The organism is Pyxidicoccus sp. M15, assembly GCF_056858435.1.
On the sequence record NZ_CM166495.1, the window covers coordinates 2,495,023 to 2,513,660 of the forward strand.

1 protein-coding gene is annotated in these 18,638 nt (G+C 72.4%); it reads right to left on the bottom strand.

What is annotated here, in order from left to right; all coding sequences use genetic code 11:
- Positions 1 to 6: 6 nt before the first annotated feature.
- On the bottom strand, positions 7 to 18,618 hold the full coding sequence (locus ACX9TP_RS10090) for a non-ribosomal peptide synthetase (RefSeq protein ID WP_482979511.1): 18,612 nt from the start codon (positions 18,616 to 18,618) through the stop codon (positions 7 to 9).
- Positions 18,619 to 18,638: the final 20 nt, after the last annotated feature.

An 18,638-nucleotide genomic window follows, 5' to 3' on the forward strand; every position in this document is an offset into this window, starting at 1 on the left:
TTCGCCTCACTCCCCGGCCAGCACCGAGAGCAGGTGCCGGGCCAGGTCCTCCACCATCGGCGGGTGCAGCAGGATGGCGTGCTCGCCCGGCAGCGCCACGGTGTGCAGCTGCTCGGGCGGCAGGTGCCGCGTCCACCCCAGCAGCGCGTCGCCCGCGTGGGCGCGCGTGGAGGCGGTGGTGAACAGCCGCACCGCCGTGCGCAGCGCCGGCACCTTCCATGCGCGGGCCTGCGGGGCCAGCACTTCGCCGAGCACGTGCCAGATGCGGGCGAAGTCGCTGCCCCGGAAGTGGGCCGCCGCGGTGCCCCGGGCCTGGGCGCGCTCGGCGAGCAGCTCCCACTTCTTCGCCAGGGGCAGCGGGGCCAGCTCCTGCTCCAGCGCTTCGTCGCGCACGTCGAACTCGGCGGCCAGGGCGAGCACCGGGTCCGGGTCCGCGGTGGGCGAGGCGGCCTCGATGAGCTCGGAGGTGGCCGTGTCCAGCAGGGCCAGCAGCTCCACCGTCTCGCCCTGGGCCTCCAGCACGGCGGCGACGCCCATCGCCGGATAGCCACCGTAGGAGAAGCCGAGCAGCCGGTAGGGGCCCTGGGGCTGCACGGCGCGCACGTCGGCGGCGTACGCCTCCACGCGGGCCTCGAAGCTGGCGTGGCCGTGGCCGGAGGACAGCGTCTCCGGCGCCTGGATGCCGTAGCAGCGGAAGCGCGGCTCCAGCCGCGGCACCAGGTCCCTGTAGTGGTGGACCTCGCCGTCGCCCGCGTGGAAGAGGAAGACGGGCGGCGCGTCCGCCGGCGTGCCCGAGCCCGACAGCCGCACCACGCTGGTGCGCCGCGGCCCCTCCTCCAGCAGCGCCTGGATGGCCTCCGCCGACTCGCCGAGGGACGGGCTCTGGAAGAGCGTGGCCAGCGGCAGCGGCAGGCCCAGCTCCTCCTCCAGCCGCGCCAGCACGCGCATGGCCAGGATGGAGTCTCCGCCGAGCGCGAAGAAGTCATCCGCCGCGCTGATGCCCTGGCGGCCCAGCACCTCCTGCCACAGGCGCTGGAGCACCATCTCCAGCGAGGTGCGGAACGGCGTCTGCAGCTTCGTGTCGTCCGTGGACGGCGGGGGCGCGGGCTGGATGGACTCCGGCTCCGGCAGCGCGTGGCGGTCCACCTTGCCGTTGGCGTTGAGGGGCAGCGCCTCCATCACCACGAAGGCGGCGGGCACCATGTACCCGGGGAGCTGCGCCGCCACATGCGCGCGCAGCGCGTCCTCCTTCACCGTGGCCGGGGCCTGCACGTAGGCGCACAGCGCCGTCACGCCGGACGGCGGCGTGCGGGCGATGACGACGGCCTCCTCGACGCCCGCGTGGCGCCGCAGGCACGTCTCGATTTCCGACAGCTCGATGCGGAAGCCGCGAATCTTCACCTGGTGGTCGGCGCGGCCGAGGAAGCGCAGGCGTCCGTCCGGCAGCAGCCGGGCCAGGTCACCCGTGTGGTACATGCGCGCGCCGGGCGTGGCGGAGAACGGGTCCGGCAGGAAGCGCTCGCAGGTGGCGTCCGGCGCGCCCAGGTAGCCGCGCGACAGCGCCGCGCCGCCGATGTACACGCGCCCCGGCATGCCCGGCAGCACCGGCTCCAGGTGCTCGTCCAGGAGGTAGAAGCGCACGCGGGGAATGGGCCGACCGATGGGGAAGGTGGTCGCGGTGCCCACGCCCTCGTCGCCGGGGATGTCGCAGGTGGCGGACGTAATCGTGCACTCGGTGGGGCCGTAGACGTTGACCCATGGCGCGTGTCCACCGCCCACGCGGACCCAGGCCTCGAACGTCTCCTTCTTGAGCACGTCGCCGCCGGGGGCCAGCAGCTTCAGGCGCTCGGGCACGCGCTGGCCCAGCGCGGCCATCTGCCGGATCCACTCCTCGATGTACGTGGGCGGGAGGCTGATGACGGTGATGTCCATCTCCTCCAGGTACGGCGTCATGGTGTGCGCGGGCACAAGCCCGCCGCGCATGACCACCGTGGCGCCCACCGCCAGCGGCGGGTAGAGGTCCTCGGCCGCCGCGTCGAAGGTGAGCGGGGCGAACTGGAGCATCCTGTCCCCGGGCCCCAGGCGGAAGCGCTCGGCGATGGCGGTGTTGTGGTTCACCACCGAGCGGTGCTCCACCATGACGCCCTTCGGCTCACCCGTGGAGCCGGAGGTGAAGACGATGTACGCGAGCTGCGCTCCGGATACGGGGGAGGGCCCGGGTTTCAAATCTTCCGCCACGGACCCGGGCTTCGGCGCCACCTCCGCGTACGGCACCAGCGTCTGGTGCTCCGCGAGCACCTCCGCGTCCACCCACAGCCGCTGCACGCCGGCCCGCTCCAGCACGGTGCGCTTGCGCGGCTCGGGCCAGCCCGCGTCCAGCGGGACGTAGGCGCCGCCCGCCTTGAGGATGCCCAGCAGCACGGCCATGGCCTGGGCGGAGGGCTCCATCACCACGCCCACGCGCTCCTCGGGCAAGAGGCCCTGGGCCAGCAGCCGCGAGGCGAGCAGGTTGGCGCGGGCGTTGAGCTCGGCGTAGCTCCAGGTGACGTCCCGGTCCGCCACCGCGGGCGCGGCGGGCGTGCGGAGCACCTGGGCCTCGAAGAGGCCGTGGATGCAGTCACTGGCGGGCAGGGGACGCCGCGGCCCCTCCAGCGCGGCGAGCACGTGGGCGCGCTGCGCGGCAGACAGCATCGGCAGGCGGGACAGGGGCGCATCCGGCTCGCGCACGGCCGCGGCGGCGAGCTGCTCCCAGGCGCGGGCGAAGCGCTCACCGGAGGCCTCGTTGAAGAGGAGGCTGTCGGTGGCGACGAGCCCTCGCAGCGGGCCACCGTCGCGCATGAAGACGCTGACCACCACGTCGTAGGCGGGGATGACGCCGTCGAAGTCCAGCTCGGACACGCGCAGCCCCTCCATGGTGGGGAGGCCCGGGTGCTCGGCGAGCAGCAGCGCCTGCGCCAGCGGTGGCGCGGTGCGGGGGGCGTCCGGCTGCACGGCGTCCGCGATGCGCTTGAAGGGCACCTCCTGGTGCGCGGTGGCGTGCGCGACGGTGGCCTGGGCGCGCCCGAGCAGCTCGCGGAAGGTGGGGCCGCCGGAGACGTCCGTGCACAGGGGCAGGACGTTGGCGAAGTAGCCCATCAGCTTCTCCACCTGCGGTGCGGAGCGTCCGGAGAAGGGCGAGGCCACGACGACGTGGGCCTGGCCGCTCAGCCGGTGCAGCCACGCCTGGGTGAGGGCCAGCAGTGCGGTGAAGACGGACACGCCCTCGCGCCGGGCCAGCGCCGTGAGCGCGGCTGCGTCCGCGGGGCTCAGCGCCACGTCCACCGGGCGCATGTTGTCGTTGAGCGCGGGCGCGCGGCGCGGGAAGTCCAGCGGCAAATCCAGCACCGGCGGCGCGTGCGCCAGGGCCTGCTTCCAGGACGCGAGCCCCTCGTCCAGGCGCCGCAGCTGCTCCGGCTTCCGCTGCCAGAGGGCGTAGTCGGTGAACTGGAAGGCCAGCGGAGGCAGCAGCGGCTGCGTCCCCTCGCGGGCCGCGCGCCAGGCCGTCGCGAGCTCCTCGGCGAACGTCACCAGGCCCACGCCGTCGTTGATGACGTGGCTGAAGGCCATGACGAGCGCATGGCGGCTGCCGTCCGCGTCCAGCCGCAGCAGCTCGAAGCGGAACAGCGGCCCATTCAGCATGTCGAAGTGCGTCTGGTCGTGGCGGGAGAAGACCTCCTTCGCCGTGGCCAGGGCCTCCGTGGGCGGCAGGTGCGAGAGGTCCTGGTGCGCGAGGACCGGACCCTGGACGGGGTTGACGCGCACGAGCACCGACTCGCCCTTCTGGAAGAAGGTGGTGCGCAGCGTTTCGTTGCGCTCCACCACGGCGGTGAGCGCCGCCTCCAGCCGGCCGGTGTCCAGCGGGCCGTCGAGCACGAGCCCCATCGTGAGCACGTACGGCGGCGCTTCCGGGAGTTGCAGCGCGTACCAGAGCCGCTCCTGCCCCACCGACGCGGGGAGCTGCTCGGGACGGGGGCCCGCCACCAGCGCGGCCTCCGCGCGGGGTGCGGCCTCCACGAGCGCGGCCAGCGCCGCGACGGTGGGCAGCGCGAAGAAGGACGCCAGCGGCAGCTCCACGCCGAAGGCCTGCCGGATGCGCGCGACCAGCCGCGTGGCGCTCAGCGAGTGGCCACCCAGCTCGAAGAAGTGGGCCTCGCGCGTCACGCGCTCCAGGCCCAGCACCTGGCAGAAGAGCTGCGCCACCCAGGCCTCGGTGGGGCCGCGCGGAGGCTCGCCCTCGACGTCCTGCGGGGCCGTGTCGGCATGCAGGGGCAGCGAGGCCAGGGCCTTGCGGTCCACCTTGCCGGAGGCGTTCAGCGGCAGGGCGTCCAGGGCGACGAAGGCGGAGGGCACCAGGTGCTCGGGCAGCCGCTGCTTCAGCCACGCGCGCACGGCGGAGGTGTCCAGTCCGGCGCCGGAGGAGGTCAGCGCCAGGAAGGCCACCAGGCGCGTGTCGCCGGAGGCGTCCTCACGGGGCACCACGGCGGCCTCTCGCACCTCGGGGTGGCGCACCAGCGTGGCTTCGATTTCGCCCGGCTCGACTCGGATGCCACGCAGCTTGAGCTGCGTGTCGAGGCGGCCGAGGTACTCCAGCCGCCCATCCGCGAGCCAGCGCACGCGGTCTCCGGTGCGGTACAGGCGCGCGCCGGGAGTGCCGGAGAAGGCGTCGGGGACGAAGCGCTCGGCGGTGAGCGCTGGCTGGCCCAGGTAGCCACGGGCCAGGCCGATGCCGCCGACATACAGCTCGCCGGGGATGCCCACCGGCAGGGGCTGCTCCAGGGCATCGAGCACGTACAGCCGCGTGTTGGGCCACGGCGTGCCCAGCGTCACGTGGACGGGCTCGTCCGTCGAGGTGCCCGCGGGGAGTCCCAGCCCCGGAGGCGTGGTGATGGTGGCGGCCACGGTGACTTCCGTGGGGCCGTACGAGTTGAGCAGGTTGCGGCCGGCGGCCCAGCGCCGGGCCACCTCGGGAGGCAGTGCCTCGCCCGCGGAGATGATGGTCTCCAGCCCTTCGAGCCCCTCCGTCTCCAGCAGGGACAGCACGGAGGGCGTGAGGGCGACGTCGGTGATGCGCTGCTCGCGCAGGAAGGTGCGCAGGGGCGCGTCCGGCAGCAGCTTCTCGCGCGCGGCGAGCACCAGCGTGGCGCCGGAGAGCAGCGTGGAGAACGTCTCCCAGATGGAGCCGTCGAAGCTGGCCGAGGCGAACTGGAGCATGCGCCGGCCCGGCTTCAGGCCATGCGCGCGGATGGCGGAGAGAGCGGTGTTGCACAGGCCGCGGTGGGCGAGGAGCACGCCCTTGGGCAGGCCGGTGGAGCCGGAGGTGTAGATGACGTAGGCGAGGTGGTCTGGGAGCGCGAGAGGAGGCAGCGCGTCCTCGGGCATGCGCTCGATGGAGTCGGAGTCGGAGTCGACGCGGATGGTGAGGCGGCCGGAAGAGGAGAGCAGCGGCTCCAGGGACTCCTGGGTGATGAGGAGCATGGCGCCGGAGTCGGCGAGCAGGTGCTCGAGGCGCTCAGGGGGAGCGGAGGCGTCGAGGGAGACGAAGGCGGCGCCGGCCTTGAGGACGGCGAGCATGGAGATGACGAGCTCGGGGGAGCGCTCGAGGCAGAGGGCGACGCGGACCTCGGGGCCTGCGTAGCGGGAGCGAAGGAAGCGAGCGAGCTGGTTGGAGCGCGAGTCGAGCTCGGAGTAGGTGAGGAGGGAGTCTTCGAAGGCGAGGGCGACGGCGTCGGGAGAGCGCGCGGCCTGGGCGGCGAAGAGGGAGACGGCGGTGGCGTCAGCGTCGAGGGGCGCTTGGGAGGCGTTGAAGTCCACCAATACCTGTTGCCGCTCGGCGGAGGAGAGCAGGGGCAGCAGGCCGACGGGGGCCTCGGGTGCGCCCAGGGCGCCTTCGAGCAGGCTCACGTAGTGGCCCATCAGCCGCTCGGCGGTCTCGGGCACGTACAGGTCGGCGTGGTACTGGAGATAGAGGGTGTAGCCCTGCCCCTCGTCCTCCACGGCGGTGAGCACCAGGTCGAAGAGGCCGGCGGCCAGGCCCAGGGAGATGGGCTGGGTCTGCAGCTCCGGGAAGGCGTCCGCGAGCGAGCGCTGGACCTGGTTCAGGTCGAACATCACCTGGAACAGGGGCGAGTGGCCGAGGCTGCGCTCCACCTGGAGGGCCTCCACGATGCGCTCGAAGGGGGCTTCCTGGTGGGCGAAGGCGTCCAGCGACGTCGCGCGCACCTGCTCCAGCAGCGAGGCGAAGGACGCGCGCGGGTCCACGCGGGTGCGCAGCACCACGGTGTTGATGAACAGGCCCACCATGTCTTCGGTGACGGAGTGGGCGCGGCCCGACACGGGCGTGCCCACGCACAGCTCGTCCTGGCCGGAGTAGCGCTGGAGCAGGGACGCGAAGGCCGCGTACAGCGCCATGAAGGGCGTGACCTGGTGCCGCAGGCATTGCTGGCGGAGCGCGCGCGACAGCGCGTCGGGCAGCCGGTGCTGCCGGGTGAAGGCGCCCTTGTTGCTGCGCACCGGGAGGCGCGGCTTGTCCGTGGGCAGCTCCAACAGGGCCGGCGCCCCGGCGAGCTGCTGCTTCCAGTAGTCCAGGTGCGCGTCTTCACGTGCGCGCACGGCGGGCGTGCGCTGCCAGGCCGCCACGTCCGCGTAGTCGAGCGCGAAGGACGGCAGCTCCGGCGTGCGCTGCTCGCGCAAGGCGGCATAGGCCCTCGCCAGCTCGCGCAGGAGGATGTCGATGGACAGGCCGTCCACCACGAGGTGGTGGAACACCAGCAGCAGCACGTGATGCCGTGGCGCGAGCCGGAACAGGTGGAAGTGGTACAGCGGCCCGCGCTCCAGCGGGAACAGGCGCGAGGTCTCCTCCCGGAGCCGCCGGGCCAGCAGCTCCTGCCGCGACGCCTCGTCCGGGGCCGCGCGGGACAGGTCCTCCTCGGTGAGCAGGTGCGGGGAGAGGTCCTGGAAGACGAGCTGGGGACGGCCTTCCGCGGAGGGGAAGCTCGCGCGCAGGGCGACGTGGCGCTCCAGGAGCAGCCGCAGCGAGGACTTCAGCGCCTCCAGGTCCAGCTCGCCGCGAAGCTCGGCGGCCTCGGGGACGACGTAGGCGGCGGAGTCCGGCTGGAGCTGCTGCAAGAACCACATGCGCTCCTGCGAGAAGGACGGCACCGCTGGAGCATTCGCGGGCCGGGGCGTGGGAGCGGGAAGTGGCGGAACGTGGGACTGGGGCGGAGCCGCCAGCACCCGCGCGAGGCCCGCCACCGTGGGCGTGGCGAAGACCGCGGCGAGCGGAAGCTCCACGTCGAACGCCTGTCGCACGCGGGCGACGAGGCGCGCGGTGCTCAGCGAGTGGCCGCCCAGCTCGAAGAAGTGGCCTTCGCGGGAGACCTTCTCCAGTCCGAGCACCTGGCAGAACAGCTGCGCCAGCAGCTGCTCGGTGGGGCCGCGCGGCGCTTCTTCGTCGGCGTCCCGGGACGCCGAGTCCGCATGCAGCGGCAGCGAGGCCAGCGCGCCGCGGTCCACCTTGCCGGAGGAGGTGAGGGGCATGGCCGGCAGCGAGACGAGGGCCGAGGGCACCAGGTGCTCGGGCAGCCGCTGCTTGAGCCACGCCCGCACCTCCCCCGTGTCCAGCGCGGCGGAGCTGTCACCGTCGAGGGAGGCGGGCACGAGGAAGCCCACGAGTCGCAGGTCCCCCGAGGGCTCCGCGCGAGCGACGACCGCCGCCTCGCGCACCTGGGGATGCAGCAGGAGGGTGGCTTCGATTTCGCCCGGCTCCACGCGGATGCCGCGCACCTTGAGCTGCGAGTCGAGACGGCCGAGGTACTCCAGCTGGCCATCCGCAAGCCAGCGCACGCGGTCTCCCGTGCGGTACAGGCGCGCGCCGGGAGTGCCGGAGAAGGCGTCGGGGACGAAGCGCTCGGCGGTGAGCGCTGGCTGGCCCAGGTAACCGCGGGCCAGGCCGATGCCGCCGACATACAGCTCGCCAGGGATGCCCACGGGCAGCGGCTCACCGCTCGCGTCCAGCACGTACAGCCGCGTATTGGGCCACGGCGTGCCCAGGGTGACGCGCTTCACGTCCACGGCGCGAGGAGTAATCGCCGCGCAGACGGTGACCTCCGTCGGGCCGTAGGCGTTGAGCAGCACCCGGCCCTCGGCCCAGCGCCGGGCCACGTGAGGGGGCAGGGCCTCGCCGGCGGAGATGACCGTCCTCAACCCTTCGAGCCCTTCCGTCTCCAGCTGCGCCAGCACGGAAGGCGTCAGGGTGACGGCGGAGACGCGCTGCTCACGCAGCAGCGTGCGCAGCGGTGCGTCCGGCAGCAGCCGGTCGCGAGGCGCGAGCACCAGCGTGGCGCCGGCGAGCAGCGTGGCGAAGACCTCGCACACGGACGCATCGAAGCTGACGGAGGCGAACTGGAGCACCCGGTCCGACGGGCCGAAGCCATGCGCGCGGACGGCGGCGAGCGCGGTGTTGCACAGGCCGCGGTGGGCGAGGAGCACGCCCTTGGGCAGGCCGGTGGAGCCGGAGGTGTAGATGACGTAGGCGAGGTGGTCGGGGAGCGCGAGAGGAGGCAGCGCGTCCTCGGGCATGCGCTCGATGGAGTCGGAGTCGGAGTCGACGCGGATGGTGAGGCGGCCGGAAGAGGAGAGCAGCGGCTCCAGGGACTCCTGGGTGATGAGGAGCATGGCGCCGGAGTCGGCGAGCAGGTGCTCGAGGCGCTCAGGGGGAGCGGAGGCGTCGAGGGAGACGAAGGCGGCGCCGGCCTTGAGGACGGCGAGCATGGAGATGACGAGCTCGGGGGAGCGCTCGAGGCAGAGGGCGACGCGGACCTCGGGGCCTGCGTAGCGGGAGCGAAGGAAGCGAGCGAGCTGGTTGGAGCGTGAGTCGAGCTCGGAGTAGGTGAGGAGGGAGTCTTCGAAGGCGAGGGCGACGGCGTCGGGGGAGCGCGCGGCCTGGGCAGCGAAGAGGGAGACGGCGGTGGCGTCAGCGTCGAGGGGCGCTGCGGAGGCGTTGAAGTCCACCAACACCTGTTGCCGCTCGGCGGGGCCCGGCAGCGAGAGCGCTCCCACGGGCCGCTCGGGAGCGTCCAGCACCTGCTCCAGGACGCGCAGGTAGTGGCTCAGCATCCGCTCGATGGTGGCGGCGTCGAAGAGGTCGGTGCTGTACTGGAAGAGGAGCGTGAGCCCCTGGAAGTCGTCGTCGAAGACGTTGAGCGCCAGCTCGATTTGACTGCCCTCGCCACGGACGAAGAGGGGGCTCGCTTCCAGCCCCGCGAAGGCCTGCGCGAGGGCTCGCTCCGTGCGCTCCCAGACGAAGCCCACCTGGTACAGCGGTGAGTGCCCGAGGCTGCGCTCCACCTGGAGGGCATCCACGACGCGCTCGAATGGGGCTTCCTGGTGGGCGAACGCGTCCAGCGCCGTCGCGCGTACCTGCTCCAGCAGCGAGGTGAACGGCACGTCCGGGCCCACACGGGTGCGCAGCACCACGTTGTTGATGAACAGACCCACCACCTCGTCGGTGGCGGGGTGGACACGCCCGGAGACGGGAGTCCCCACGCACAGCTCGCGCTCACCGGAGTAGTGGTGGAGCAGCGTCGCGAACGCGGCATACAGCGCCATGAAGGGCGTGACCTGGTGCTGCTGGCACAGGTGCTCCAGGCGCCGCGCCAGCTCGGGAGGCAGCGGGCGCTGCTGGCTGATGTCGCCCTTGTCGCTCAGCACCGCGGGCCGGACCCTGTCCAAGGGAAGCGGCAGCAGCGTCGGAGCACCCGCGAGCTGGCGCTTCCACCAGTTGATGTGGGCGTCCTCTCGCTCGAGCACCGCGGGGGTGCGCTGCCAGTCCGCCACGTCCGAGTAGTCGAGCGGCAGGGGCGCCAGGGCCGGAGCGCGCTGCTCGCGCAGGGCCTCGTAGGCGAGGGCCAGCTCCCGCATGAGGACATCGATGGAGAGCCCGTCCACGAGGACGTGGTGCAGGACCAGCAGCAGCACGTGGTGACCGGGCGCGAGACGGAAGAGGCGGAAGCGGTACAGCGGGCCGCTCTCCATCGAGAAGGGACGAGCGGTCTCCTCCTCCAGGCGCCGACGCCAGGGAGTCTGCTCTCCGGAGGCGGCCTCCTCGAAGGCCAGCACCCGCTCCGGCAGGGGGCTCAGCCGGGGCACCGGCCGGCCCTCGTGCGCGGCAATGGTGAGGCGCAGCACGGAGTGACGCTCCAGCAGCAGCCGCAGTGAGGACTCCAGCGCGGAGACATCCAGGTCACCCCGAAGCTCCGCGGCTTCGGGAATGTGGTACGCGCACAGCCCCGGCTGGAGCTGGTGCAGGAACCACATGCGCTCCTGCGCGTAGGAGAGGACCGGGAGTGTCTCCGAGGTCCGGCGCGTGGGCGCGGGCAGGGGCGGGACACTGGAGCGCTGGTGCTCGGAGAGCGCACGCGCGAGACCGGCCACGGTGGATGAGGCGAACAGCGCGGCCAGCGGCAATTCCACGCTGAAGGCCTGGCGCACGCGGGCAACGAGACGAATCGCGGTCAGCGAGTGGCCGCCCAGCTCGAAGAAGTGGCCGTCGCGGGAGACCTTCTCCAGTCCGAGCACCTGGCAGAACAGCTGTGCCAGCAATTCCTCGGTGGGGCCGCGCGGCGGCTCAATCGCTGCTTCGTCCTCGGAGGAGGACGCTGCCTCCAGCGGCAGCGCGGCGAGGGCCTTGCGGTCCACCTTCTCGCTGGTGGTGGTAGGGAGGCTGGGGAGGGGAATGAGGCGCGAGGGCACCATGGCCTCGGGAAGCACCGAGGCGAGTGCTTCTCGCAGCGCGCGTACCGGAGGCGCGGAAGCGTCCAGTACGAGGTAGCCCACCAGCTCCAGGTCGCGGTGGCCCCGACGGGCGATGACGGCGGCCTGACGCACGCCGGGCAGGCGCACCAGCGCGGCCTCGACTTCCTCCAGCTCCACGCGCACGCCGCGCACCTTCAGCTGGAAGTCGGTGCGGCCCAGGAAGCTGAGCGAGCCGTCCTCATTCCACCGCGCCCTGTCGCCCATGCGGTAGAGGCGGGCACCGGGGACGCCGGAGAAGGCGTCGGGGACGAAGCGCTCGGAGGTGAGGTCCGCGCGACCACGGTAGCCACGGCCGAGGCAGACGCCGCCGACGTACACCTCGCCGGGCACGCCCACCGGCAACGGCTGCTGCGCCTCGTCCAGCACGTACAACTGGCAGCGTGCCAGCGGCTTGCCCAGGCGCACCGGCCCTCCCGCCGCGGTGAATTCAGCGGCGACGTTGATGCTGGCCTCGGTGGGGCCGTAGGTATTCACCAGCCGCGTCTTCGTCAGCGCCAGCTGGCGCACCAGCGCCTCGGGCAGCACCTCACCGCCGACGACGAGCACCGAGAGCGAGCGCAGGGCGTCCAGCGCCCCCGGCTCCTCGGCGGCCACGGCGAGGGAGGACGGAGAGATGACGATATGGGTGATGCCGTGGCGGGCGATGTCGCGGCCCAGGCCCAGCGGCCCCAGGGGGCGCAGCACGACGCGGGCGCCGCGAGTCAGGCTGAAGAGCAGCTCCTCCTGGTGGATGTCGAAGGAGAGGCTGCCGGAGGCGGCCCAGGTATGGCCGGGCCCGGTTGCATAGAAGGGGTCGAAGGAGTCGAAGCAGTGGACGACGTTCTGCTGGGTGCTTTCGGCGCCCTTGGGCTCACCGGTGGAGCCGGAGGTGTAGAGGACGTAGGAGAGGTGCTCGGGGCGAGCGCGCAGGGGCGTGGCCAGCGCGGCACCGGGCAGCTCCGCCGCGCCGGGCTCCACCAGGGGAATGCCGGCCGCCTCCGCACCTTCAAAGAAGGAAGGCCGCGACACCACCATGCAGGCGCCGGACTGACGGAGCACGGCGGCCCGGCGAGCGGCGGGGTGAGAAGCCTCCAGCGGGAGGCACGCGGCGCCGCTCAGGTGGATGCCCAGCAGGGCCACCACGCAGTCGGCGGAGCGCTCCAGGCACAAGCCGACGACGCGCTCGGGCCGGGCCCCCAGCGCCGCGAGATGCGAGGCCAACCGCCGCGCGCGCGAAGCCAGCTCGGAGAAGGTGAGGGTGACGTCGGGCGTCACTAGCGCGACAGCCTCGGGCGTGCGAGCGACAGCGGCCTCGAAGAGGGAGGCCACGGTGGCTTCAGAGTCGAAGGGGCGCGCGGTGTCGTTGAAGGCGTAGAGGACGCGAGCACGCTCTTCGGTGCTCAGCAGGGACAGCTCACCCACCGGCCGAAGCGGTGCCTCCACTGCGTTGCCCAGCAGGCGCACGTAGTGCGTCAGCAGTCGTTCCACCGTCGCCGCGTCGAACAGGTCGGTGCGGTACTGGAAGTACAGCTCGAACCCTTCCGCCCCTTCCGCCGCGGTGAGCGCGAGGTCCAGCTGGCTGGTGCCGTTGTCGATGAAGAGCGCACGAGAAGACAGGCCCGGGAAGGAAGAGTCCCGAGGACTGCCTACGCGGTGCAGGTCGAACATCACCTGGAACAGCGGTGAGTGACTCAGGCTGCGCTCGACCTGGAGCGCATCCACGACACGGTCGAACGGTGCTTCCTGGTGCGCGAAGGCCTCCAGGGACGAGGCGCGCACCTGCTCCAGCAGCGAGGCGAACGTCACCTCCGGAGCCACGCGGGTGCGCAGCACCACGGTGTTGATGAACAGGCCGACGACATCCTCGGTGGCCGGGTGGACGCGGCCCGACACGGGCGTGCCCACGCACAAGTCCCGCTCCCCCGAGTAGCGGTGCAGCAGCGCGGCGAACGCGGCATACAGCGCCATGAACGGCGTCACCTGGTGCTGCCGGCACAAGGCGCTCAAGGCCCGGGACAGCTCCGGGGGCAGACGGTGGTGACGACTCCACGCACCCCTGTCGCTCAGCACCGGAGGCCGGGGCCTGTCCGTGGGCAGGGCCAGCACGGCCGGAGCCTCGGACAGCTGCTCCTTCCAGTACGCCAGATGGGCGTCTTCACGCTCGCGCACAGCGGGCGTGCGCTGCCATGCGGCAACGTCCGCGTACTCCAGGTCGAGCGGAGCCAGGAGCGGCGCGCGCTGTTCGCGGAGGGCGGCGTAGGTCTGCGCCAGCTCGCGCAGGAGGTGGTCCATGGACAGGCCGTCCACCACGATGTGGTGCACCACGAGCAGCAGGACGTGGTGCTGGGGGCCCATGCGGAACAGCTGGAAGCGGTAGAGCGGCCCTTGCTCCAGCGAGAACGGGCGCGAGGACTCCTCGCGCAGTCGGTGCGTCAGCAGTCCCTGGAGGGACTCCTCGCCGTCCGCGAGGGCCAGCAGGTCCTCCACGGCCAGCACGCGCTCGGGCACGGGCTGGAAGACGAGCTGGAGTGGAGCGTCGGCGGAGGGGAAGCTCGCGCGAAGGGAGGCGTGTCGCTCCAGGAGCAGTCGCAGCGAGTCCCGCAGTGCCGTGACGTCCAAAGCGCCTCGAAGCTCCATGGCTTCGATGATGAGGTAGGCGGCGGACTCGGGCTGGAGCTGCTGGAGGAACCCCATGCGCTCCTGCGCCGGGGAGGCCATCACCGGGGCATTCGCGGGCCGGGGCGAGGGCGCGGGCAGGGGAGGGACGCGGGAGTGCTGGTGCTCGGAGAGCGCACGAGCGAGGCCCGCCACGGTGGGCGAAGAGAACAACGCGGCCAGCGGCAATTCCACGCTGAATGCCTGACGCACGCGGGCGACAAGACGGGTCGCCGTCAGCGAGTGGCCGCCCAGCTCGAAGAAGTGGCCGTCGCGGGACACCTTCTCCAGTCCGAGCACCTGACAGAACAGCTGCGCCAGCAGCTCCTCGGTCGGGCCGCGCGGCGCGTCGCCTTCAGACTGCTCCGAGCCCTCGGTGTGCAGCGGCAGAGCGGCGAGGGCCTTGCGGTCCACCTTCTCGCTGGTGGTGGTGGGAAGGCTGGGGAGGGGAATGAGGCGCGAGGGCACCATGGCCTCGGGAAGCACGGAGGCGAGTGCTTCTCGCAGCGCGCGCACCGGAGGCGCGGAAGCGTCCAGCACGAGGTAGCCCACCAGCTCCAGGTCGCGGTGGCCCCGGCGGGCGATGACGGCGGCCTGACGCACGCCGGGCAGGCGCACCAGCGCGGCTTCGACTTCCTCCAGCTCCACGCGCACGCCGCGCACCTTCAGCTGGAAGTCGGTGCGGCCCAGGAAGCTGAGCGAGCCGTCCTCATTCCACCGCGCCCTGTCGCCCATGCGGTAGAGGCGGGCACCGGGGACGCCGGAGAAGGCGTCGGGGACGAAGCGCTCGGAGGTGAGGTCCGCGCGGCCACGGTAGCCACGGCCGAGGCAGACGCCGCCGACGTACACCTCGCCGGGCACGCCCACCGGCAGCGGCTGCTGCGCCTCGTCCAGCACGTACAACTGGCAGCGTGCCAGCGGCTTGCCCAGGCGCACCGGCCCTCCCGCCGCGGTGAATTCAGCGGCGACGTTGATGCTGGCCTCGGTGGGGCCGTAGGTATTCACCAGCCGCGTCTTCGTCAGCGCCAGCTGGCGCACCAGCGCCTCGGGCAGCACTTCGCCACCGACGACGAGCACCGAGAGCGAGCGCAGGGCTTCCAGCGCCCCCGGCTCCTCGGCGGCCACGGCGAGGGAGGACGGAGAGATGACGATGTGGGTGATGCCGTGGCGGGCGATGTCGCGGCCCAGGCCCAGAGGCCCCAGCGGTCGCAGCACGACGCGAGCACCGCGAGTCAGACTGAAGAGCAACTCCTCTTGGTGGATGTCGAAGGAGAGGCTGCCGGAGGCGGCCCAGGTATGGCCGGGCCCGGTTGCATAGAAGGGGTCGAAGGAGTCGAAGCAGTGGACGACGTTCTGCTGGGTGCTTTCGGCGCCCTTGGGCTCACCGGTGGAGCCGGAGGTGTAGAGGACGTAGGAGAGGTGCTCGGGGCGAGCGCGCAGGGGCGTGGCCAGCGGTGCACCGGGCAGCTCCGCGGCGCCGGGCTCCACCAGGGGAATGCCAGCCGCCTCCGCACCTTCAAAGAAGGAAGGCCGCGACACCACCATGCAGGCGCCGGACTGACGGAGCACGGCGGCCCGGCGAGCGGCGGGGTGCGAAGCCTCCAGCGGGAGGCACGCGGCGCCGCTCAGGTGGATGCCCAGCAGGGCCACCACGCAGTCGGCGGAGCGCTCCAGGCACAAGCCGACGACGCGCTCGGGCCGGGCCCCCAGCGCCGCGAGATGCGAGGCCAACCGTCGCGCGCGAGAAGCGAGCTGAGCGAAGGTGAGGGTGACGTCGGGCGTCACCAGCGCGACGGCCTCGGGCGTGCGAGCGACAGCGGCCTCGAAGAGGGAGGCCACGGTGGCCTCGGAGTCGAAGGGGCGCGCGGTGTCGTTGAAGGCGTAGAGGACGCGAGCACGCTCTTCGGTGCTCAGCAGGGACAACGCACCCACCGGCTGACGGGGCGCTTGCAGCGCGTGCTCCAGCAGGTGCACGTAGTGCGTCAGCAGCCGGTCCACGGTCGCCGCGTCGAACAGGTCGGTGCGGTACTGGAAGAAGAGCTGGGTGCCCTCGGTGCTCTCCACGGCGGTGAGCGCGAGGTCCAGCTGGCTGGTGCCGTTGTCGATGAAGAGCGCACGAGAAGACAGGCCCGGGAACGCGGTAGCCCTGCCCTCTGCGCGGTACAGGTCGAACATCACCTGGAACAGCGGTGAGTGACTCAGGCTGCGCTCGACCTGGAGCGCATCCACGACACGGTCGAACGGTGCTTCCTGGTGCGCGAAGGCCTCCAGGGACGAGGCGCGCACCTGCTCCAACAGCGAGGCGAACGTCACCTCCGGAGCCACGCGGGTGCGCAGCACCACGGTGTTGATGAACAGGCCGACGACATCCTCGGTGGCCGGGTGGACGCGGCCCGACACGGGCGTGCCCACGCACAAGTCCCGCTCTCCCGAGTAGCGGTGCAGCAGCGCGGCGAACGCGGCATACAGCGCCATGAACGGCGTCACCTGGTGCTGATGGCACAGCTCCCCGAGCAATCCAATCAGCGCGTCACTCAGCCGATGCTGCCGGCTCAACGCGCCCCCATCACTCAGCACCGGAGGCCGGGGCCTGTCCGTGGGCAGGGCCAGCACGGCCGGAGCCTCGGACAGCTGCTCCTTCCAGTACGCCAGGTGACTGTCCTCGCGAGCCCGCACCTCGGACGTGCGCTGCCAGACGGCCACGTCCGCGTAGTCCACGTCCAGCCGCGCCAGCTCCGGCGCGCGCTGCTCGTGGAGGGCACCATAGGTCCGCGCCAGCTCGCTCAGGAGGATGGACATGGACAGGCCATCCACCACGAGGTGGTGCAGCACCAGCAGCAGCACGTGGTGCTCGGGCGCCACCCGGAACAGCCGGAAGCGATACAGCGGCCCGTCCTCCAGCGAGAACGGGCGCGACGTCTCCTCGCGAAGCCGCCGGGATAGAGCCCCGTCTCCCGGCAACTCCTCCTCCGCGAGCACGTGCCCGGGAACGCCCTGGAAGCTCAGCTGCGGGCGGCCCTCCGAGGACGGGAAGCTGGCGCGCAGCGAGGCATGTCGCTCCAGCAGCAGGCGCAGCGCGGACTCCAGCGCCCGGGTGTCCAGCGCGCCGCGCAGCTCCACGGCCTCGGGGACCACGTAGGCGGCGGAGTCCGGCTGGAGCTGCTGCAGGAACCACATGCGCTCCTGCGAGGGCGACGGCACGGCCGGAGCTCCCTCGGGCCGGCGCGCGAGCACGGGAAGTGCCGGCGTGAGGACCTGGGGCGGCTCGGCGAGCACTCGCGCGAGGCCGGCCACCGTGGGCGTGGCGAACAGCACGGTCAGCGACAGCTCCACGCCGAAGGTCTGCTGCACCCGGGCCGTCAGTCGCGTGGCGCTCAGCGAGTGGCCGCCCAGCTCGAAGAAGTGGCCGTCGCGCGAGACCTTCTCCAGCCCCAGCACCTGGCAGAAGAGCTGCGCCAGCAGCTCCTCGGTGGGCCCGCGCGGCGCTTCACCTTCACCGCCCTGTGTTGGCGCGGCCGTGGGCAACGGCTGCGCGGCCAGCGCGCTCCGGTCCACCTTGCCGGACGTCGTCAGCGGAAGCGCGGGCAGCAAGACGAAGGCGGACGGCACCAGGTGCTCGGGCAGCCGCTGCTTGACCCACGCCCGCAGTACCCCCGCGTCCAGCTCCGCCGAGGCGGACACGAGGAACGCGACCAGCCGCACGTCGCCCGAGGCCTCGTCCTCGCGAAGCGCCACGGCGGCCTCGCGCACCTCGGGGTACAGCGCCAGGGTGGCTTCAATCTCTCCCGGCTCCACACGGATGCCGCGCAGCTTGAGCTGCGAGTCCAGCCGGCCCACGTATTCGAGCTGGCCATCCGCCCGCCACCGGACTCCGTCTCCCGTGCGGTACATGCGCGCGCCGGGAACAGCGGAGAACACGTCCGGAACGAAGCGCTCTGCGGTGAGGTCGGGCCGGCCCAGGTAGCCGCGCGCCACGCCCACGCCGCCCACGTACAGCTCACCGGGCTCGCCCACCGCCACCGGCTCGCCGCTCGCGTCCAGCACGTACAGCCGCGTATTGGGCCACGGCGTGCCCAGGGTGATGCGCTCCACGTCCACCGCGCGCGGGGTAATCGCCGCGCAGACAGTGACTTCCGTCGGGCCGTAGGCGTTGAGCAGCAACCGGCCATGGGCCCAGCGGCGGGCCACGTGAGGAGGCAGGGCCTCACCGGCGGAGATGACTGTCCGCAGCCCGTCGAGCCCTTCCGTCTCCAGCTGCGCCAGCACGGAAGGCGTCAGCGTGACGGCGGAGATGCGCTGCTCCCGCAGCAAGGTGCGCAGGGGCGCATCCGGCAGCAGCCGCTCGCGAGGCGCGAGCACCAGCGTGGCGCCGGCGAGCAGCGTGGCGAAGACCTCGCACACGGACGCATCGAAGCTGACGGAGGCGAACTGGAGCACCCGGTCCGACGGCCCGAAGCCATGGGCCCGCACGGCGGAGAGCGCGGTGTTGCTCAGGCCCCGGTGCACGACGAGCACGCCCTTGGGCCGGCCCGTGGAGCCCGACGTGTAGATGACGTACGCGAGGTGGTCCTCGCAGGCCACGGGCCCCACGCGCGTCGCGGGCTGTGCGTCCAGGAGCGCGGCGTCCCCGTCCAGCCGCAGCACGAGGAGCTCACCTCGCGAGGGCAGCTCGTCCGCCAGCCGCTCCACGGTGACGATGACCGCGGCGCCGGAGTCGGACAGCATGAAGCACATGCGCTCGGCGGGCCAGGCCGGGTCCAGGGGCACGAAGGCGCCACCGGCCTTGAGGATGCCCAGCATGCCGACGATGAGCTCGGGCGAGCGCTCCACGCACAGGGCGACGCGCACCTCGGGCCCCACGCCCACCGAGCGCAGGTGCCGGGCGAGCTGGTTGGCGCGTGCGTCGAGCTGCCCATAGGTGAGCGTCGTGCCCTCGAAGTCGAGCGCGAGCGAGTCTGGCGTGGCGTCCGCCTGTGCCTCGAAGTGCGCCACCACCGTGGCGGTGAGGTCGAAGGGCAGCTCGGACGCGTTGAAGTCGACGAGCACCTGGTTGCGCGCGGACGCGGAGGCAGGTGCAAGCCCACGACTCTTCTCACCGGCAGCGGTAGGCGTGGAGTCTTTAGGGTCTGTCATGTCGGAGGGGGCGGGAGACG